Genomic DNA, 18524 nt, shown 5'->3' with positions numbered 1-18524 from the left:
AGTACTGAAGCGTTCTCCTTTAGCTGAAGCAAGCCCTCCCCTCAAGCCTGCTGAGCTAGCGAGGGCAGAAAGATACAAATTTCTATACGTAGATACGTTTCCTTTTTTAGAAACGGGGAAAGAAACCTTTGACAGTCTCGTGCTCGTGCAAAGCCAGAGGGGCAGGGTAGACTGCCTCCCGCAGTCCTGCCTGCACTGTTCGTTAGAGAGAGTGCTTTGAGCCAAAGGAGCGAACTGAGATGGGCAATGATCCTCACCAGCCGCAGAGCGGTTACGGGCAAGAGTTCCAGCCAGCAGGAAAGGGAGGAGATGAGACCCCGCCGCCCCCGCCTGTTCCGGGAGGCTACGGGCCAACGCAGTACGCCGGCCCGACGCAGTACGGATCACTATACGAGACTCCACCACCACCACCGCCGGTCTATCCAGAAGGGGTCTTTGCTTCTCCCAGGGCCGGCCAGTATGGGATACCATATCCGGTGCCGCCACGCCGGTCCTGGCGCTGGCTCTGGATTACTCTGGCCATTATCGCCGGGGTCATTGTGCTTGCCTGCGGCGGCTGTACCTTAGTGGGTTTCATCGCTGCTCTTACGACCAACGCCAATTCGACCGTCAATGACTATTACTCAGCTATTCAACAGCAGAACTATAGCCAGGCCTATTCCTACCTGGCGATCGATACGCTGACTATCCAGGGGGAGCAGATTAGCGCAACACAGGGGAGCTTCGCGCTGGTAGCCCAGGTTATCGATCAACAGGCTGGGCCTGTGACCAGCTATTCGATCACAAGCAGCAGTACCAACGGCGATACGGCAACAGTGGTTGTCCATGTCACTCGTTCCAGCGGCGTGGCTTATGATGTGCATCTGCGGCTGACCAAGATCAATAGCGAGTGGAAAATTACTCAGCTAGATAATATATAATCCTGGTCAGCCGCACGCTTAAGGCAGGCCAGCATAGCATAGCCACGAGCACGCACATCAGCCTCGGCAACGCGGAGACGCGAGGAGGGAGCCGGTTACCGATGGATAGAACGGAGCAGCCTGACCGTCAAGCCACTATCTTTACTTTTGTAATCTGCGCTCGCGAGGATCATCGTCTTCTCTACCTGCTCCTCCCATTTATGAACTACTTAGAGTTCTTGCCGGGCTCCGTTCTCCGCATATCCACAGATCTACGGCCCGATGCTCACATGGAGGCGGAGTTACGTCGGCATATCGAGTCCGCCGATGTGCTCCTGCTGTTGATCAGTCCCGACCTGCTGGCATCGCCGATCTACGCAAGAGCCATCTCGCTAGGATTAGAGCGCGCGCGACGGGGTGAGCTACAGCTGTTCCCCATTCTTGCCCGGCCTACCCCGCTTGAGGGAACACCGTTCGCTTCTTTGCAATTGCTCCCTCGCACGGGGCGTCCTCTGAGCGAAGAAATTGCCAGGGAGCAGGCGCTGCGGGAAATCCTTCATGAGGTCCTCCTGATCTGCAGAGAGCTTCAGAACCGGCGACGCCTTTCGCCTCCCTCACTGGCTGCTTCTTCGGAGAGCAGGACACGCGGATTGACAGCGTCAGGGCTGCCTCCTACGAGCTACCGCCTGGATGAGGTCTTCAAGCGTACGGGTCTGCCCACAGTGACCTTTGTGCCGCCTTCCATCTTCGAGCACCTGAAGCTGGCTCTTGTTGAGCCGGGGCGCAGCGTGGTCATCGAGGGGCCTTCGGGCATCGGCAAGACCACGGCGGTGCAAAAAGCCGTCCAGCAACTCAGAGAGGAAGAGATACTTAGAGCAGAGCGACCGACGATCACTCTCTTGAGTGCCCGTGCGCCCGCTGACCGCCAGCGGCTCCGCACTCTCTCAGAGTGGCATCGCGGTGTGGTGATTATCGATGACTTCCATCGCCTGGAGCCTGACTTGCGCCAGGAGCTGGTCGATTATTTGAAGCTGCTGGCGGATACCCAACCCAAAGATCGTAAGCTGGTGATCATCGGTATTCCAGGAACGGGCCAGAGCTTCATCAGCTCCGTCTCTTTCGATACGGCTATGCGCTTCGATCGCTTTAAGATGGGCCACGCCAGCGATGAGGAGATTTTGCAACTGATCAGGCAGGGAGAGCAGGCTCTCAACGTGATCTTTGACTGTAAGGAGGATATTCTTCGCCTGGTTGATGGTAGCTTTATTCTGGCTCAATTCCTCTGCTATTATCTTTGCATGCAAAATAATATTATCCAGACGCAGCCATCACCAGTTGCTATTCGGCATCACCTTGCTAAGGCCGTTCAGAATGTGATGGAAACGCTGGAGAGAAAATTTGACCTTGCCATCAAGCAATTCGCCGCTGCTGGCGGGCCTTACGATCAGACCAGCCTCGCTTTGCTGGAAGAGCTGAGCCAGAGCCGTGAGGGAGTGCTCTGGCCTTCACTTTTACAGCAGGAGGAGCCAGGACGCGCTCGCGCCCACGACCTGGAGCGCTTCTTCAAGGAAAGCTGGCCTCAAGCCATCGCTTCCTATCCCGATCTGGCGTATCATCTCTTCTGTGATCCCACCGTTGGTGTGCTGCTGGCGGAAGATCCGACCCTTATTTTCTATCTACGCCACAGCAATTTGGAGCAGCTGGCTCGTAAGGTCGGCAAACGCCCTGCACCAAGCAGACAGCAAATCTTTATCTGCTATGCTCGTAAAGATAAGCGGTGGCTGGAGCGTTTGCGTAGCCATCTGGCTCCTCTTGAACAGAAGGGAGTGTTCGATGTCTGGGACGATACGCTGATCAGCGCTGGCAGCCGCTGGGAGCAGACACTGGAGGATGCCATCTTGCGCGCGGGCGTGGCCGTTGTCCTGGTCAGTGCCACGCTCCTGGCGTCCGACACTATCATGACTAGGCAGTTGCCAAGGCTTTTGGAGAAGGCCCGCCTTGCTGGCACCTTGATTATCCCTATTATTGTCAGCCCCTGCCTCTTTGAAGAGAGCGAGCTGCAGAGCTTCGAGCCTGCTAACGATCCCCAGAAGCCGCTTACTACTCTACCTCCTGCGGCTCGGGAGCAAGCGCTCGTGAGTATTGCTCGTCGCATTAGCGCTGCCGTGACTCAGCAGCCACAGTGATTCTAAGCTACTCTGTCATACCAGTTACAAAGCAGGTGCCTGCTCATCTCCCAGTTATTGTTTTGCATTGCTTTGCCACCGGCCACGTGCACTCTCATGTGAAGCCGTCCTGTCCCCGCTTCCATATCTCTGGCAACGGTGCATTAAAAATCTGTTAAAATTGATCGCATCCCTCGTTTTCATTATATTCAAATTGACAGATGACATTCATCTTTTCTAAACTCTAAGCGAAGAAGCCGTACCGGTCAAGGCTATCCGTTTTCGGCGAGAGCAAGCGATATCTATGGCCACACTGGCTCTATTGGGAGTGTGGGCGTTTCTGTGGAGAGGCAACAGTCTCTGGTGCCAGACTATCGAATTCTCAGATACGGCTCAGGCCAGGCAGCAAGCTATAGGCGGGACCAGACGAATCACGCATGATTCTCCCGCGAGTAGCAGAGCCTGGCTTCTCTTTTTTCAGCAGCGGTACACGAGCTGTCCTGGACCGCAAGCAACGCAGATGACCAGAGGAGTCTCTTCAATTGCCTGATCTGTTTCATAGAGAGCTATCGCTGTTACTCTTACGCAAGCGATTAAGAGTAGACTCAGGAGTGCTTTGAAGAAGAAAGGAGTCTGTTTCATGCCCTGGTGGTTCTTCCGCCGCCGCTCTCGTGGTTCTCTCTCCGCTGCTCACGTCGCCGACCTCGCTCAGCCTTCCAGTGGCTGGCTGCCTGGTGAGGTCGCTCTTCCTCGCCTGCAGGGGTCCCGCCGCTATCTGCAGGAACAGCCCTATCTGCTCCCCAAAGATTTAGGTGAGGTTAACCGCCTCGACTTTCAGCACTACGCCCTCCGCGCTGCCCTGCGCGGCAACTACCTGGCACCGATCGAGCAGCCGCGCCGCATCCTCGACGTCGGCTGCGGTACCGGCCAGTGGGCCTTCGAACTCGCTCACCAGTTCCCCCAGGCCGAGGTCGTCGGCCTCGACCTCGAACAGGTCAAGCCCTCGGCTTCCCCACCACCCAACTATCGTTTCGTTCAGGGGGATGTTCTAAAGGGCCTCCCTTTCGACAATGACTCCTTCGACTTCGTTCATCAACGCTTCCTTGTTCTGGCCATTCCTCAAGCGGCCTGGCAGGCGGCTGTCCAGGAGCTGGCTCGCATCACCGCCCCCGGCGGCTGGATCGAACTCGTTGAGGCAGGCACTGCTCTGCAGGATTTTCTTCCTTCTGGCCCCGCGACCCAAGAATTCCACACACTCTCAGCTCAGCTTCTCGCCCTGCGGGGACTTGACGCTGAGGGCCTTGTGATGCGCTCCCTAGCCCACTATCTGGAGGAGGCTGGCTTCGTCAACGTCCGCTACCAGCCCTTCGATGTCCCCCTGGGCGAATGGGGCGGGCGTCTCGGTTCCCTGCTGGCCCTAGACATGCGCGAAGCCAGGAAAGCTGTGAGTGCTCCAGTCGCTGCCCGGTTCGCTCGCTCTGAACAAGCCGTCCTGCAACTCATTGAGCAAGCCTATCAGGAGTGGAACCAGTTCCGAACACAGTTTCACTTCGCCGTCGCCTATGGCCAGAAGCCCTTGACACGCTGAGGCCGCCTGCACTCAGGCTCTCTGCCTCTCGACTGCTCATCGACTAGTAAGGAGGATTGTGATTATGCCCTGGTGGTTCTTCCGCCGCCGCTCCCGTAACACCGTTCGCACAGCTCCCTCTGCCCAGCCCTCTTCCGGCTGGCTGCCTGGTGAGGTCGCTCTCCCTCGTCTGCAGGGGTCCCGCCGCTATCTGCAGGAACAGCCCTATCTGCTCCCCAAAGATTTGGGCGAAGTCAACCGCCTCGACTTCCAGCATTATGTCTTGCGCGCCATCCTGCGCGGCAACTATCTGGCCCCCATCCAGCAGCCGCGCCGCATCCTCGACATCGGCTGCGGTACCGGCCAGTGGGCCTTCGAACTCGCCCAGCAGTTCCCCCAGGCCGAGGTCATCGGCCTCGACCTCGAACAGGTCAAGCCCTCTGTTTCCCCCCCTCCCAACTATCGCTTCGTCCAGGGGGACATCCTGCAAGGCCTCCCTTTCGACGACAACTCCTTCGACTTCGTCCATCAACGCCTCCTTGTTCTGGCCATTCCTCAAGCGGCCTGGCCGGCGGCTGTCCAGGAGCTGGCCCGGGTCACTGCCCCCGGCGGCTGGCTCGAACTCGTCGAGGTGAGCATTCATATCAGCGACCTTATCAGCCCAGCAGGTCCAGCTAATGAGCAGTTCGTATCGCTCCTGGGACAGCTCTCCGCCCTACGCGGGATCGACAGTGAAGGGACGGTCATGCGCTCCCTCGACCAGTATTTGGCCCAGGCTGGCCTCATCAATATCCAGCGCCATCCCATCCAGGTCCCGATCGGCGACTGGGCTGGACGCATCGGCGCCTTGTCCGCTCTTGACATTCACGAAGCATGGAAGGCGATCAGCGCTCCCCTGGCCGCACGGTTCCATCTCCCCGAGCAGGAGATCCTCCAACTCATCGATAGAGCCAGACAGGAATGGAACGAACTCCACTCCTACGGTACCTTCACTGTCGCCTATGGCCAGAAGCCTTGACCCGCTGACGCTTCCTGCTCCCAGCGCTCAGCCCGTCCGGCTGCCTCTCATCGACGACATAGAATGGAGGTCTGTACTATGCCCTGGTGGTTCTTCCGCCGCCGCTCTCGTGGTTCTCTCTCCGCTGCTCGCGCCGCCGACCTCGCTCAGCCTTCCAGTGGCTGGCTGCCTGGTGAGGTCGCTCTTCCTCGCCTGCAGGGGTCCCGCCGCTATCTGCAGGAACAGCCCTATCTGCTCCCCAAAGACCTGGGCGAAGTCAACCGCCTCGACTTCCAGCATTACATCCTGCGCGCCATCCTGCGCGGCAACTACCTGGCACCGATCAAGCAGCCGCGTCGCATTCTCGACGTCGGCTGCGGCACCGGCCAGTGGGCCTTCGAACTCGCCCAGCAGTTCCCCCAGGCCGAGGTCATCGGCCTCGACCTCGAACAGGTCAAGCCTTCTGTTTCCCCCCCTCCCAACTATCGCTTCGTCCAGGGGGACATCCTGCAAGGCCTCCCTTTCGAGAGTAACTCCTTCGACTTCGTCCATCAGCGCCTCCTGGTGGGTGCCATCCCCCTGGCCGCCTGGCCGGGCGTCGTCCAGGAACTCGCCCGCGTCACCGCTCCCGGCGGCTGGGCCGAACTCCTGGAAGTCGGCACCGCTCTGCAGGACTATCTGCCCTCTGGCCCCGCCACCCAAGAGATCAACAGGCTCGGAGCTCAGCTTGCTGCTCTGCGAGGCCTCGACACTGAGAGCATCGTTCTGCGTTCCCTAGGTCGCTATCTGGAGGAGGCAGGCCTTGTCAACATCCGCTACCAGCCCTTCTCCGTTCCCCTGGGCGAATGGGGCGGACGCATCGGCTCCCTGATGGCCCTGGACCTGCGCGAAGCCTGCAAGGCCATCAGCGCCCCTATCGCTGCCCGCTTCGGGCGCTCTGAGCAAGCTATCCTCCAACTAATTGACCAGGCGTACCAGGAGTGGAGTGAGTTCCACACCGAATGGCATTTCGCTGTCGCCTACGGCCAAAAACCTTTGACCCGCTGATGCTGCCTCTCACCGAGGAAATAGAAAGGAGGTCTTGCACATGCCCTGGTGGCCCTTCCGCCGCCGCTCCCGCAGCGGCTCTCGCCCAGCTACCCCCGCTTCGTCTTCCGGTGGCTGGCGCCTGGGCGAGGTCGCCCTGCCTCGCCTGCAAGGCTCCCGCCGCTACCTGCAGGAACAGCCCTATCTGCTCCCCAAAGACCTGGGCGAAGTCAACCGCCTCGACTTCCAGCATTACATCCTGCGCGCCATCCTGCGCGGCAACTACCTGGCACCGATCAAGCAGCCGCGTCGCATTCTCGACGTCGGCTGCGGCACCGGCCAGTGGGCCTTCGAACTCGCCCAGCAGTTCCCCCAGGCCGAGGTCATCGGCCTCGACCTCGAACAGGTCAAGCCTTCTGTTTCCCCCCCTCCCAACTATCGCTTCGTCCAGGGGGACATCCTGCAAGGCCTCCCTTTCGACGACAACTCCTTCGACTTCGTCCATCAACGCCTCCTTGTTCTAGCCATTCCTCAAGCGGCCTGGCCGGCGGCTGTCCAGGAGCTGGCCCGGGTCACTGCCCCCGGCGGCTGGCTCGAACTCGTTGAGACAAGCATCCATATCAGTAACCTTACTCCTTCTGGGCCAGCCAATCAGCAAGTAGCATCTCTCATAGGCCAGCTCGCTGCTCTGCGAGGCTTGGATAGCGAGGGCGTCGTCGCACGTTCCCTCGATCAGTATCTGGCCCAGGCTCGTCTGAACCAGATCCAATGTCATCCCATCAAGATCCCTGTAGGGGAATGGGGAGGCCGCATCGGCTCTCTACTCGCTCTGGACTTCCGCACGATGTGGACAGCAATCAGTGCCCCGCTGGCGGCTCGCTTCCAGATCCCTGAGCAGGACGTGCTCCAACTCATTGACAGGGCCTGCCAGGAATGGAATGAGCTGCATTCCAGCTGCTCTTTCATAGTGGCCTACGGCCAGAAGCCTTGACCCGCTGACGCTGCCTGCTCCCAGCGCTCAGCCTGTCCGGCTGCCACTCATCGACGACATAGAATGGAGGTCTGTACTATGCCCTGGTGGCTCTTCCGCCGCCGTCGTGCAACCAACGCTTCCGTCAATGCTAGCGCTGCCAAACCGTCTGTAGCCCGCCCGGCCTCCGATGAGGCTGCCCGTCGCTATCTGGACGAGCAGCCCTATCTGCTCCCCAAGGACCTGGGCGAAGTCAACCGCCTCGACTTCCAGCATTACATCCTGCGCGCCATCCTGCGCGGCAATTATCTGGCCCCCATCGGGCAGCCGCGCCGCATTCTCGACGTCGGCTGCGGCACCGGCCAGTGGGCCTTCGAACTCGCCCAGCAGTTCCCCCAGGCCGAGGTCATCGGCCTCGATCTAGAGCCGACCAGCGCTAAAGCTACCACTCCACCAGCTAACTATCGCTTTGTCCAGGGCGACGCCCTCAAGGGCCTCCCTTTTGAAAATGGGACCTTCGACTTCGTTCACCAGCGTTTTCTCTGGCTGGCTATCCCATTGAGGGCCTGGCCGGGCCTTGTCCAGGAGCTGGCTCGCCTCACCGCTCCTGGCGGCTGGGTCGAACTCGTCGAGTTTGGAACAGGAACCGCTGATTTTACCCCCGCTGGTCCTGCCACACAGCGATATCTACACCTGGCAGGGCAGCTGGCAGCCCTGCGCGGTCTTGACACTGAGGGAGTGATCATGCGCTCTCTCGACCGCTATTTGCGCGATGCCGGACTGGTCAGCGTGCAGTCTCAATCCTTTGAGGTACCACTGGGCCAGTGGGGAGGACGTCTTGGCTCTTTGCTAGCGCTCGACTTTCGCGAGAGTTCAAAGGGACTCAGCGGCACTATAGCGGCCCATTTCCAGATCTCAGAGCAGGAAGTCCTTGACCTGATCGAAGCAGCCGTAGGAGAGTTCGATGAATTCCATACTTGCTACCGGCTGGCCGTCGCTTATGGGAACAAACCACCAACCACTACCTAGACTCACGCTCATGAGAGTGCCACAGGAGCTGGCTGGCCCCGTCCCATCCTGGTGGTTAGGCCAGATTCCTCGCAGAAGGCCCAGTTTGAGGCTGAGGCTCTCGATCGAATAGCGACTGCAAGGTTTCACGCCTCCCTTAGCTCGCCTTCAGCGGCAAGAGATCTTGCCGCCACTCACTAGCAGCTTCTCGCCCTTCCCGGGGGCGAGTCAGGGGACATTGCCGCTTCTTGACCGCCTTCGCCCTGGGTGAAGCCCGAGAGATCATCAGTGTAGCCGAGCAGGTCGTTTCAGCAGATCTGAGCAGGAAGTGCTAGCCATCATTGACCATGCCTGTCAGGTCTGAAACCAGCTCCGAACACGCTGTTACTTCGCTGTGACCTATGGGCCAAGCCCATTCACGCGATGAACAAGGCGTTGCCTAATGCTGTACTATTTAGCTCGTATGAGGTTAAACTTGCCCGCAAGGAGGAATGTCTCATGCCCTGGTGGTTCTTTCGCCAGCGCCGCGTGACAAACGCTTCCGTCACTCCTGCTGATTCGGTTCAGCCTACGCCTCGTCCCACAGTTAGCGAGGCGCCCCAGACAGGTTCATTGGCCTCGCGCCGCTATCTTGACGAGCAACCTTATCTGCTCCCCAAAGATCTGGGAGAGGTTAATCGCCTCGATTTTCAACATTACGTTCTGCGCTCCGCGCTGCGCGGCAACTATTTAGCACCCATCGTCCAACCCCGCCGCATTCTCGATGTCGGCTGCGGCACCGGCCAATGGGCCATTGAAATCGCTCAGCAATTCCCCCAGGCCGAGGTCATTGGCCTCGATCTGGAGCCGGCCAGAGCCAAAGCCACCACTCCACCAGCTAACTACCGCTTTGTCCAGGGCGACGCCCTCAAGGGCCTCCCTTTTGAAGATGAGATCTTCGACTTCGTCCATCAACGCCTGCTCGTGCTGGCTATTCCCCTCGCGGCCTGGCCGAATGTTGTGCGAGAACTTGCTCGCGTCACCGTCCCCGGAGGCTGGGTCGAGTTGGTCGAGGCGGGTACCCATGTCAGTCATTTCAATCCAGCTGGACCAGCTACCCAGCAATTTCTCTACCTCATGGGCCAACTGGGTGCCCTGCGCGGCCTCGACAACGAGGGTGGAGTCCTCCGCTCTCTAGACTCTTTCCTGCAACAGGCCGGGCTGATCCAGGTCAACCGCCAGGATATCGATATTCCACTTGGTGATTGGGGCGGGCGCGTCGGTTCTTTACTCTCTCTGGATCTGCGCGAGGCCGGTAAGGCCATCAGCTCTCTCATCGCAGCTCGCTTCCAGATGGAGCAGCAAGAGGTCCTCGCCCTCATCGAACAGGCAGGTCAGGAGTGGAATACGCTGCAGACGCGCTACCATGTCGTCGCCGCTTATGGCCAGAAACCGTATCACGGTTGAGCAGTGGGTCCTCCCTGATTCACAGCGATGCTATTGCCCAATGCAGTAATGCAACCACCTGGGTCTGGGTGAGGACCATCTCCTCCGGGACCGCACCCCCTTGATTCCTTCCCTGGCTCCGCTCGCTCAGCCTGGCAAGCTGAACGAGCGGGGTGTGATGGCCAGGCTGTCTTCTTCAAGATTCTTCGTGAAGGCGATAGTACTTTCGATGGATTCCTTGGGGGAGATCCTGAAGGTTGGCGAATCATCGGGTAATCTTCCCGAGTGTGAGAGATGTGCGTATCGAGAAAACGGTACGCCAGGTTGCTAGGAAGGACTGAGCGGCCCGGATCTATCGGTGGGGAGGAGAAAGGCCGCTCGTGCTGGTCAGTCGGGGCCAGCTATCCAGGGTGCAGTGCCGATAGCGCTGCCCCACCCGCTCAGGATAGCCGGTCCGTCCAGACCAGAGTACCTTGAACAAGACGATTGCATCGTTGTGGCTCAGTTTGCAGGTCGGTCGTCGGTGGCGCGGCGGCTAGCTCTCCTCGCAGGGGCCTGTCGTCAGTGGTTCGCGCCACGGTGGTATAAGATCTTCGCCCCATTGGCTCCAGGGGCAGCCAATGGGCAGCCGGGATCAGGCCGAGGTAAAGGGCTGGCCAGTCAGCTGAGCAGGGTGAGCAGGCAATACCGGCCCTCGTTCGCAATTGCAACTGCGTTTGCCAGGCCGTCACGTAACCAAAGGGCAGGCCATAAGTTGGTTGGTCGGTCGGTCGGTCGGTCGAGTCGCCTGAACCAGTCGTAAGCCAGTGCATCATTACCACAGAACAGCCCGCTGGTTACGGAAAGTGGTCGCGTCGCGCCTTGATGGTGCAGCAGAGCAGTGGGGCTCGTTACAGCCGAGGGGCCGCTACCTTTGCTTGACTCAGTTCAGCTCAGCTGATCCGCTCGCTCGTCCGTTCGCTCACTCACTCACTCATTGAGCAACAAGCAGGCTTCTCCAGCAGGGCGTCGAGTGCCTGAGAGCTGAGAAGCTGAGCGCCTGGGACGTGGGACGAACCAGGCAGGGCCTGACCGCTAACGCTGCGAGGAGGGCTATCCGTGCGCGCCACCGCCGCCGGCCCTGGCCAGAGCCTGGATCAGGCAGGCCAGTCGCAGCTCGCTTACTCACTAGGTACGCCTGTTTGCCATACCATTCACCTCGCGTTCCTGCGAGGGTCTACGGCTCACTCTGTCGAGATTCCGTTATTTATCGATTGGGGAGGTTTTACAATGCTGAAGAAGAATCTGCGCTGGATCGTTCCGCTGGTTGTCCTGCTGGCCGTCGTCGCTCTGGCTCTGACGATTACACCGCTGGCGACACACGCGGCAAGCCCGAATATTGTCGTATGGGCCCGTTAGGATTCTCCAAAGAACGACAGGAGGAGGTCCGAATCCCAGTATTTTGCCTTTCGGACCTCCACTCTTCTCTAAATACTCTTTAATGATTTTAACCACTCAAGTACCTCCTTGGCACTTCTGTGGCCAAGAGCTTTCAGTATCGCGACGCTTTCATTAGCGAGTTGGCGAGCAATCTCAAGATGCCCCTCAGAAGCCTCTACCCTCGCTAGGCCATACTTAGCAAGAGCTATAGCATCGATTCCTCCCCTTGGAGCAATACTAATTATTTCAACAAAAGCATTCCTTGCATCATCAAAACGCCTAAGGAAGAGGCAGAGATTTCCATACTCATAGAGACCTTCGTAAAGAAGATAAGATATTCCTAAATTTCTGGCAATATTCAATCCCTCCTTAAAAGCAAGTTCTGCTCGCTGATAATCTCCCCGTTTCCGGGCCACAAGCCCAATGTTAAGAAGGAAAGCACTAATGTACTCTGGATGTTCTATTTGACGTGCTAATTGCAAAGCTTCTATAAAGAAGTGCTCTGCCTCATTATAGTCTTCTTGACCCAAGCAAATATCACCTAGATTATTTAATAGAGCGCTCATTAAACTTCTATGACCTATATCCTTAGCAATAGACAAGCCTTGTTCAAAATACTTTTTGGCACTAATAAACATTCCTTGTTCAGAAGCCGAAGCGCCAAGATTTAACAACAGTGTACATATACGCTCTCGATCACCAATTGCTTGGGCTAACAGCAAGCCCTCTTGCAGATAGGTGTCGGCCCGGACATAGTTTCCTTGGCGAGCTGCCAGGGCCCCTAGAGTCGCAAGCACTTCACACAATTGTTCCCTATTCCCGATGCTGCGGGCCAGCCACAAACCTTCCTGCAGATAGCTCTCTGCATGACCATACTCCCCGCGCTTCCACGATACCATTCCCAAATCCGCCAGCAGTGCACAAATACGCTCCTGATCGCCCTGGGCGCGGGCCAGCTGCAACCCCTCCTGATAGTAGCTCTCTGCGCTCGTATAATCCCCCTGGCGCAGCGCAATCTGCCCACGGTAGAGCAGTACCCCTGTCAGCCCGCGCTGATCACCCAGGGCCTGGGCCGCCGTCTGCGCGCGCTGCAGCCATTGCTCGGCCACACCATACAGAGCACGCACCAGCAAGAACGGCGCAAACGTCACCACCCCACGCACCAGCTCCTCCTGCCGTCCCAGCATATAGGCCGCCTCCAGCCCCGCCACAATCACCGCGCTCTCTCGATCCAATAACTCGTAGTCCGTGCGATGCTTCTCAGCATAAGCGATCGCATACTCCACCAGGCGCCCAAAAGGGGCCTGCGCCCTCGCCTCCTCCTGGGCCTCCAGGCGCGCCCGCGCATAATCGGCAATCACCTGATGCAATAGATAGCGATCGCCCCCGTTGCTCTCCAGCAAGCCGGCATCCACCAGCGCATCCAGCTCATCCGTCGAGCAGGCCGCCACCGCTAAAGCCGCCTCCTCAGAAAAACTCGCTGGCTTCGGCGGAAAAACCGAGAGCGCGTACAGCGCCGCGCGCGCCGCCGCGCTCAACTGCTCATCCGACACCGCAATCACCGACTGCAGCGACAGCGCCGGCTCCCCCTGCAGGCTCGAATGCACCTCCACCGGTCCCCGCAGCTCCGTCAACCCCAGGCGCACCCGCGCATCGCTCAGCCGCTGCAGCGCCGTCCGAATACGCCGCACCTGCCCCGTATAACTCTCCTTGCGCAAATAATTCCCAATCAACGTCAGCGCCAACGGCAAACCGCCGACCGCCCGCACCAAAGCCCGCACGCGCTCCGGCTCCAGATCCACCGCCGTCGGAGCCAACAAACGTAGGAGCTGCAGACTATCCTCCTCCCCCAACTCCGCGATCGCCGCCGCTCCCTCCACCGCGAACTCTGTCGCCACATGCGCAAAGCGCGTCGTCAACAAATGCGCACACTGGGCCCCGCCCACCTTCAACGCCAGCGCCTCCTCAATCCGCCAGGCATCATCGATCACCAGCAACATCCGCCGCGGCCCGATCGCCGTACGCAAAGCCCTGGCCCAGGCCTCCAGGCTCGTCAACCCAGCCACCTCCGTCGCCGGTAAACCCAGCAACGCCCCCCAACGGCTCAACAACCCCGTCATATTGGGACGCGGCCCGAGCGCCGCCCAGAGAATCCCATCCTTGAAATAAGCACGCACCTCGGGATCATGCGCCAGCGCCACCGCCAGCGAAGTCTTGCCCACCCCAGGCAACCCATTCAAGGCACTCAGCGCCACCGCCTCACCGGCAAAAAGACGCCCCTTAATACGCCGCAGCTCGGCATCGCGCCCCACCAGGCGCACCGGCGGCGGCAGAGGGATCATCGGATCAATAACCGCCTCAGCCGGACGCCCACCCGCGGCATCCCCCAGCGGACCAGAGTCAGGGCCACGTTGCAGATCTTGCTCACCCCGTCCCGTTCCACCACCACCCGTCTCCACCGCCACCCCATCCCCTACCTGCGCCCCCCGCCCCGGGATCTCAGGCCCAGCGGGCGCCAGATCCAGCTCCTCCTCCGTTAACCCGAACAGCCGGCACAACTTGCGCCGGAAATATGGATTGGGCTTCGTTACCCCGCGCTCCCAACGGCTCACATTGACATGCGTCGTCCCCAGTCGCTCAGCCACCTCCTGCTGCGACCAGCCACGGCTCATGCGAGCCTCCACGAGACGCACGCGGGGCCGCGGTGGCTCCTCCACCGACCGGTTGCTACTCATGGACAGGCCTCCCCCGACGCCCAAAAGAAGAGAACCCCTCGAAATGATAAAGATGTCTAGGGAAATGATAACATAAGTACTTTCTGATGTACATGGTCGCTCGGCATAATAAAGTAAAGAACACGTAGGGAAACGGTGGACGCCCTTTCAGGGACGGGGCGCCCGCCGCCAGGTGAGGCCAATGCCACCCGCCGCAGGACCACGGCGCGTCTCACCCCAGGGACCCTACCATTGACCTCGCCCCCTGCGTGCTCTTCTTCTTTTACCTGTCACGTGCTCACTCGCTCGTGCATTCTGGCGCCTCCTAGCAGCTCGCCAGGCAGCAGGAGCAGGAGCGGATTGTACCCGTAATCATGGCCACCAGCTGTGGCCCAGTAGTTGGCCAGCCACAAGCGCGAGGGATTGCCATCGCCGCGTCGCATCCGCGGCGCCACGCCCCGATCCGCGCGTCTACCGGTCAGGGAGTACTGTCCAGTCATATGCAGCAACGAACAAGGAGAATCGCCATGCAAATGATCGCTTGCCGAGAAGAGGCCCGCGTCGCACGTAAACTTGTCCACGATCGCGAGCACATCAAGCACTACACGCTGCATGGCGTGCTCTCAGAAGGATACGTCCTCGCCCTCAATACGGCCTTCGGCACCCTCTCCTGCCTCACCTATCTCGACAAACAACCAGCGCTGGTGCTTCAGCAGCAGTTCACCAACAACGAGATGAACGTCCTTCGTCCGCTGCTGGACTCCTACCCCTACTACTGTCCGTACGAGGTGCTCTTCGCCCACTTCTACCACGGCGAGGTCAACGAGCGCACCATTGAGCGCTGCCGCGCCAACCTGCTCAAGTCCCTCGAAGACGGCACCTGGGAACAGGCCACGCGCCCTATTCGCAACGTCCTTTCGCGTGTGCGCATCAAGCTGCGCATCTTTGGCATTAACATCGTCTCCATCTTAGAGACTGGCTATATACTCAAAGCGGCCCCGGCGCCGGCCTCAAGCACGGTCGCCTGAGAGGCCCACCAACTCACACGTCCGTAGCAGCGCCAGCCTAATCTGCTGGCCCTCTTCGGGGAGAGAAGAGAACATACCGGCGAGGACGGGGAAGCCCCCCAACCACGATGAGCAGATACTTCTCCCTTCTCCCCCGACGACCCGAGGCAGAAGGCTGCTCACCTCGCGTTCGGCCCCCCGCCGGACCGATGGGGAAGGTGAGCAGCCTTCTGTTGGTCTTGGCTGGCTCACCGGCGGTCCGCTACAGCGGGCAGGCCGCAGGCGGAACAAGATACCTCCTTCAGGCCAAGCCGCCGGCGGACCACCACCCTACCACTACCCTCACCTAAACCCGCACATACGACCAGCTCTGTGGCTGACCATTGTGATAAGGCATGCAGCCATGAAAAGCCCGCGGATCATCATCGAAAACCATCGACAGGAAGTAGCGATCGCCAGGCCAGAGTGGCAGCCTCTCCAGCTCGGCCAACGGCACCCACACCAGTGTCCCTTCATGGTTGCCAGCATGTGGCTGCCCAGACCAGCGCTCAATGCGGAAAATAAAGCCAAACCAATCCTCGCCATTCTTGCCAAAACCTGGCCAGGAGATCGTCCCCCGCAGGACCAGCTCTTCCGCCTCCAGGCCAGACTCCTCGCGGATCTCACGCCGCATCCCGCTTACAATGTCCTCATGCGGCTCCAGCCGTCCGCCCAGGCCATTGTACTTGCCAAAATGCAGGTCATCAGGACGCTTGTTGCGCTGAATCATCAGCACCTGCTGGCGATCCGGCGACAGAATATAGCCGAGCGTTGCCAAAACCGGTCGAAACAAGATCAGCTCGCTCCTTTACTAGCAGGCAGAATCCGGGCAGCACCCCATCAGACAGTCAGCCGACCAGCCAGCCCCTTCACCCCTACCCCACCGCGGCTGGCCAGAGCTGAACACCAGCAGCGGCGCCGCCCCGGCTTAGATTCTATCAAGCGAGGCAATCTTCCAACTCCCACCCAGATCCTTGAAAACCAAATGCGAGTGATAGGCCGCGAGATTGCTACGAGAAATCGTCATGATAATGATCGTAGGACTATTGGCATCAACCTCAGCCGAAAAAGCCGTGACCTTGCCCATCGTCTCATCCAGCGAGCGCGCCGTCTGCACAAAGTGATCCCTGGTCAGGGGCTGAGGACGATCACCCGTGGGATTAATGGTAACATCATTGGCCAGGTAACTATAGGCCCGAGCGTAGTCCTGGGCCTGGACAGCGGCATAAAAGCTCAGAGCCACGCTGACAATCGAGGCCTGCACCGGCCTCGTCGGCGCCGCTGTCGCCGTAGGCGAAGCCAGAGGAGCTGAGATCGGAGCCGCGGTCGGCGTCGGCCCCTCCCCACCAACAGGCGCAGAGGCCACAATCTTCGGCCTCACGCCCGACTCCACCGTCGGCGAAGTCCCCCTCCCCGATCCAGGCAAGGCCGGCAATGCAGCACTGCCACAACCGCTCAAGAGCACAAGGCTCGTCGCCCACCAGAGAAGCACCAGGTACAAGTTCCACCGTCGCATCTCTCTTTCCACCCTTCTTTCCTTCCTTCCTTCCTTAGACTCACCGAACCAGACCGGCGCTCCCGAGGCCGAGGCCGGGGAACGCCTCACACTTCCAACCATAATACAATTTTCCCACAAAATACTGCTAAAGTACAATAGTTTTCCAAGGCCCGGCTCTCCCAGAGCGTTGACAGAGAAGAAAAGCGTTATTTCCTGCAGACAGTCCTCGCTTGACAAACTCTTGCACATTCGGTTATTCTCGAAGAAAGTTCTGTCGTTAACTGACCAAATACCAGAGCAGGACCGGGGGCGCCGCTTCGCTCTACTCTTCTCTTCTTCAAATCTGGGGTGAGCACTATTATGCCTATAATGGATGAGCTATTGTATTTTTGAAATGGATCTTCCGTCATAAGATCCATAGATGCAGATCTTATTCTACCGGTAGATCCTTCCACTCCACAGAACCGGCTAAGCAGAGACTGCTGATTATGGCAATGCATCGTACTATAGGGCTGCTGAGCGAGAACAGCGGGGACAACAAACATGGAAGAGACGCTAAGCGAACTCAACCTCACCGTGCTGGCCAACTACTGCACCCTGGAATTGCAGCGTGCGCGCCGGCACCAACCAGGGGATGAAGGCTATTGCCTGGAGCTATTTCGCCGGGCGGTTGAGCAGCAGACCGACCAGGCCTGGACCTTGCTGCAGCAATGTCTGAGCGAAACCGTTCGCCTCTGGCTGCGCACCCACCCAGGTATGGGCCAGGCGCTGCAGCATGATTCTGAAGAAAACTATGTCGCTTTGACCTTCAGCCGTTTCTGGCAGGCAGTACAGGAACATCCCCCCGAATTCCCCAGCCTGAAGGCCGTGCTCAGCTACTTGCACGCCACGCTCCACGGCGTCATCATCGACATACTGCGCAGCTATCAACGTCGGCAGGAGATCGCCTTGCCTCAACCAGAGACCTCAGTGCTCCTCAATGAAGAGGAGGAATTCGACGATGAAGAAAGAAGCTATACCTGGGAATCGATCCAGAGCCTGCTCCCTCATGAGCGCGAGCGGCGCCTCGCCTACTTGCTCTACTACTGCGGCCTGAAACCTCGCGAGATCGTCCTGCGCTGCTCCGATGAGTTTAGCGATATCAAGGAAATCTATCGTCTCAATCATAATCTGATCGACCGCCTGCGCCGCAACCGCGAGCGTCTGCGCTGGCTGTTGGGCATCGATTAGGCAGCGCCGGCGTGCCTACCACAGCGCTCGTTTTCACCATCACTGCCCACCGCTCTCTGGGGCCAGGGCACGCAGTTCAGGTTCAGAGCCCCTTCGCCTCATCAATCCCGCTGTACTGACTGGCCAAGCAGGCAGCTTCAGACATGAAAGCGCGACAGAGAAAGAAAGAGACGCGCAGGGTCGGGCGCTCAGCCCTGCGCGTCGGCTGTGTGGCCAGAAGTGGGTATGATGTGGCGTCTATGATGGGTGAGAGACGGGCTTTCTCTGTCCTTGTTCTATCGTAGATCGATAAATCTGCGACTTACTCATCATCCAGGAGGCTCTGCATGATCAGCCCATTCATATCGGAAGAAAATACGTGCTGTCCTCCCATGCAATAATAGAGTACGTTTCCACGCTCATCCGTGACCGGAATGGACTCGGTCTCGGGATCAACCAGAATAATTCCTTCTTCATGATCCTCTGAGCAGTGGAGGTACTTGAATTGCTGGATTTTCATAATTTTCTCCCTTTCGTGCTGTTGCTTCACCAGTGCATCAACCACACTCTCTCTGGCGCCA

At 59.0% G+C, this 18524-nt stretch carries 16 protein-coding genes; 11 read left to right on the top strand and 5 right to left on the bottom strand.

Annotated features, from left to right (window positions below):
• Positions 1 to 239: 239 nt before the first annotated feature.
• From A4R35_RS16580 to A4R35_RS25010, 9 genes are all read left to right on the top strand, one after another.
• Positions 240 to 920 carry a DUF4878 domain-containing protein gene (locus A4R35_RS16580; protein WP_112431279.1) on the top strand — a complete coding sequence of 227 codons (681 nt, stop codon included), beginning with the start codon at positions 240 to 242 and terminating at the stop codon, positions 918 to 920.
• A gap of 101 nt (positions 921 to 1021) precedes the next feature.
• On the top strand, positions 1022 to 3085 hold the full coding sequence (locus tag A4R35_RS16575; protein ID WP_112431277.1) for a TIR domain-containing protein: 2064 nt from the start codon (positions 1022 to 1024) through the stop codon (positions 3083 to 3085).
• A 619-nt stretch (positions 3086 to 3704) separates the two neighbouring features.
• Positions 3705 to 4652 carry a class I SAM-dependent methyltransferase gene (locus tag A4R35_RS16570; protein ID WP_112431275.1) on the top strand — a complete coding sequence of 316 codons (948 nt, stop codon included), beginning with the start codon at positions 3705 to 3707 and terminating at the stop codon, positions 4650 to 4652.
• 64 nt (positions 4653 to 4716) lie between these two features.
• Positions 4717 to 5649 (top strand): class I SAM-dependent methyltransferase, encoded by a 933-nt coding sequence (locus A4R35_RS16565; protein ID WP_112431274.1) that lies wholly within the window; start codon positions 4717 to 4719, stop codon positions 5647 to 5649.
• 78 nt (positions 5650 to 5727) lie between these two features.
• Positions 5728 to 6675, top strand: a complete 948-nt coding sequence (locus A4R35_RS16560) for a class I SAM-dependent methyltransferase (RefSeq protein WP_189361941.1) — start codon at positions 5728 to 5730, stop codon at positions 6673 to 6675.
• A gap of 40 nt (positions 6676 to 6715) precedes the next feature.
• Positions 6716 to 7645, top strand: a complete 930-nt coding sequence (locus tag A4R35_RS16555) for a class I SAM-dependent methyltransferase (protein WP_112431270.1) — start codon at positions 6716 to 6718, stop codon at positions 7643 to 7645.
• Positions 7646 to 7723: 78 nt separating this feature from the next.
• Entirely contained in the window at positions 7724 to 8653 is a 930-nt protein-coding gene (locus A4R35_RS16550; RefSeq protein WP_189361939.1) for a methyltransferase domain-containing protein, read from the top strand.
• A gap of 477 nt (positions 8654 to 9130) precedes the next feature.
• Positions 9131 to 10078: a class I SAM-dependent methyltransferase gene (locus tag A4R35_RS16545; RefSeq protein ID WP_189361938.1), complete on the top strand. Its 948-nt coding sequence runs from the start codon at positions 9131 to 9133 to the stop codon at positions 10076 to 10078.
• Positions 10079 to 11326: 1248 nt separating this feature from the next.
• A complete protein-coding gene (locus A4R35_RS25010) occupies positions 11327 to 11455 on the top strand; it encodes a hypothetical protein (RefSeq protein WP_262982337.1) in 129 nt (42 codons plus the stop codon).
• A gap of 68 nt (positions 11456 to 11523) precedes the next feature.
• Here the strand turns inward: A4R35_RS25010 and A4R35_RS16535 are convergent, their stop codons facing one another.
• Together A4R35_RS16535 and A4R35_RS24345 are read right to left on the bottom strand one after the other, a co-directional pair.
• Positions 11524 to 14211, bottom strand: coding sequence for a helix-turn-helix domain-containing protein (locus A4R35_RS16535; protein WP_112431261.1), 2688 nt, complete (start codon positions 14209 to 14211; stop codon positions 11524 to 11526).
• A 269-nt stretch (positions 14212 to 14480) separates the two neighbouring features.
• On the bottom strand, positions 14481 to 14645 hold the full coding sequence (locus A4R35_RS24345) for a hypothetical protein (protein WP_189361936.1): 165 nt from the start codon (positions 14643 to 14645) through the stop codon (positions 14481 to 14483).
• 72 nt (positions 14646 to 14717) lie between these two features.
• Here A4R35_RS24345 and A4R35_RS16530 point away from each other — a divergent pair, with 72 nt between their 5' ends.
• Positions 14718 to 15218, top strand: coding sequence for a hypothetical protein (locus A4R35_RS16530; RefSeq protein ID WP_112431259.1), 501 nt, complete (start codon positions 14718 to 14720; stop codon positions 15216 to 15218).
• A 325-nt stretch (positions 15219 to 15543) separates the two neighbouring features.
• Here A4R35_RS16530 and A4R35_RS16525 read toward each other — a convergent pair whose 3' ends face one another.
• Together A4R35_RS16525 and A4R35_RS16520 are read right to left on the bottom strand one after the other, a co-directional pair.
• A complete protein-coding gene (locus tag A4R35_RS16525) occupies positions 15544 to 16032 on the bottom strand; it encodes an NUDIX hydrolase (RefSeq protein ID WP_112431257.1) in 489 nt (162 codons plus the stop codon).
• Between the two features lie 132 nt (positions 16033 to 16164).
• Positions 16165 to 16752 (bottom strand): hypothetical protein, encoded by a 588-nt coding sequence (locus A4R35_RS16520; protein ID WP_146747243.1) that lies wholly within the window; start codon positions 16750 to 16752, stop codon positions 16165 to 16167.
• 525 nt (positions 16753 to 17277) lie between these two features.
• Here A4R35_RS16520 and A4R35_RS16515 point away from each other — a divergent pair.
• Positions 17278 to 17964 carry an RNA polymerase sigma factor gene (locus A4R35_RS16515; protein WP_112431252.1) on the top strand — a complete coding sequence of 229 codons (687 nt, stop codon included), beginning with the start codon at positions 17278 to 17280 and terminating at the stop codon, positions 17962 to 17964.
• Positions 17965 to 18265: 301 nt separating this feature from the next.
• On the opposite strand, the gene A4R35_RS16510 is transcribed toward A4R35_RS16515, so the two are convergent.
• Positions 18266 to 18463 (bottom strand): hypothetical protein, encoded by a 198-nt coding sequence (locus tag A4R35_RS16510; protein WP_052890818.1) that lies wholly within the window; start codon positions 18461 to 18463, stop codon positions 18266 to 18268.
• Positions 18464 to 18524: the final 61 nt, after the last annotated feature.

The organism is Thermogemmatispora tikiterensis (genome assembly GCF_003268475.1).
GTDB lineage: Bacteria > Chloroflexota > Ktedonobacteria > Ktedonobacterales > Ktedonobacteraceae > Thermogemmatispora > Thermogemmatispora tikiterensis.
The sequence above is the reverse complement of the archived record's forward strand: the minus strand, read 5'-3'. Positions and strand labels throughout refer to the sequence as shown.

Bases quoted from the DNA above. Each gene is read 5' to 3' on its own strand.
- A4R35_RS16580 (WP_112431279.1), top strand. From the start codon at position 240: ATGGGCAATGATCCTCACCAGCCGCAGAGCGGTTACGGGCAAGAGTTC.
- A4R35_RS16575 (WP_112431277.1), top strand. From the start codon at position 1,022: ATGGATAGAACGGAGCAGCCTGACCGTCAAGCCACTATCTTTACTTTT.
- A4R35_RS16570 (WP_112431275.1), top strand. From the start codon at position 3,705: ATGCCCTGGTGGTTCTTCCGCCGCCGCTCTCGTGGTTCTCTCTCCGCT.
- A4R35_RS16565 (WP_112431274.1), top strand. From the start codon at position 4,717: ATGCCCTGGTGGTTCTTCCGCCGCCGCTCCCGTAACACCGTTCGCACA.
- A4R35_RS16560 (WP_189361941.1), top strand. From the start codon at position 5,728: ATGCCCTGGTGGTTCTTCCGCCGCCGCTCTCGTGGTTCTCTCTCCGCT.
- A4R35_RS16555 (WP_112431270.1), top strand. From the start codon at position 6,716: ATGCCCTGGTGGCCCTTCCGCCGCCGCTCCCGCAGCGGCTCTCGCCCA.
- A4R35_RS16550 (WP_189361939.1), top strand. From the start codon at position 7,724: ATGCCCTGGTGGCTCTTCCGCCGCCGTCGTGCAACCAACGCTTCCGTC.
- A4R35_RS16545 (WP_189361938.1), top strand. From the start codon at position 9,131: ATGCCCTGGTGGTTCTTTCGCCAGCGCCGCGTGACAAACGCTTCCGTC.
- A4R35_RS25010 (WP_262982337.1), top strand. From the start codon at position 11,327: ATGCTGAAGAAGAATCTGCGCTGGATCGTTCCGCTGGTTGTCCTGCTG.
- A4R35_RS16535 (WP_112431261.1), bottom strand. From the start codon at position 14,211: ATGAGTAGCAACCGGTCGGTGGAGGAGCCACCGCGGCCCCGCGTGCGT.
- A4R35_RS16530 (WP_112431259.1), top strand. From the start codon at position 14,718: ATGCAAATGATCGCTTGCCGAGAAGAGGCCCGCGTCGCACGTAAACTT.
- A4R35_RS16520 (WP_146747243.1), bottom strand. From the start codon at position 16,752: ATGCGACGGTGGAACTTGTACCTGGTGCTTCTCTGGTGGGCGACGAGC.
- A4R35_RS16515 (WP_112431252.1), top strand. From the start codon at position 17,278: ATGGAAGAGACGCTAAGCGAACTCAACCTCACCGTGCTGGCCAACTAC.
- A4R35_RS16510 (WP_052890818.1), bottom strand. From the start codon at position 18,463: ATGAAAATCCAGCAATTCAAGTACCTCCACTGCTCAGAGGATCATGAA.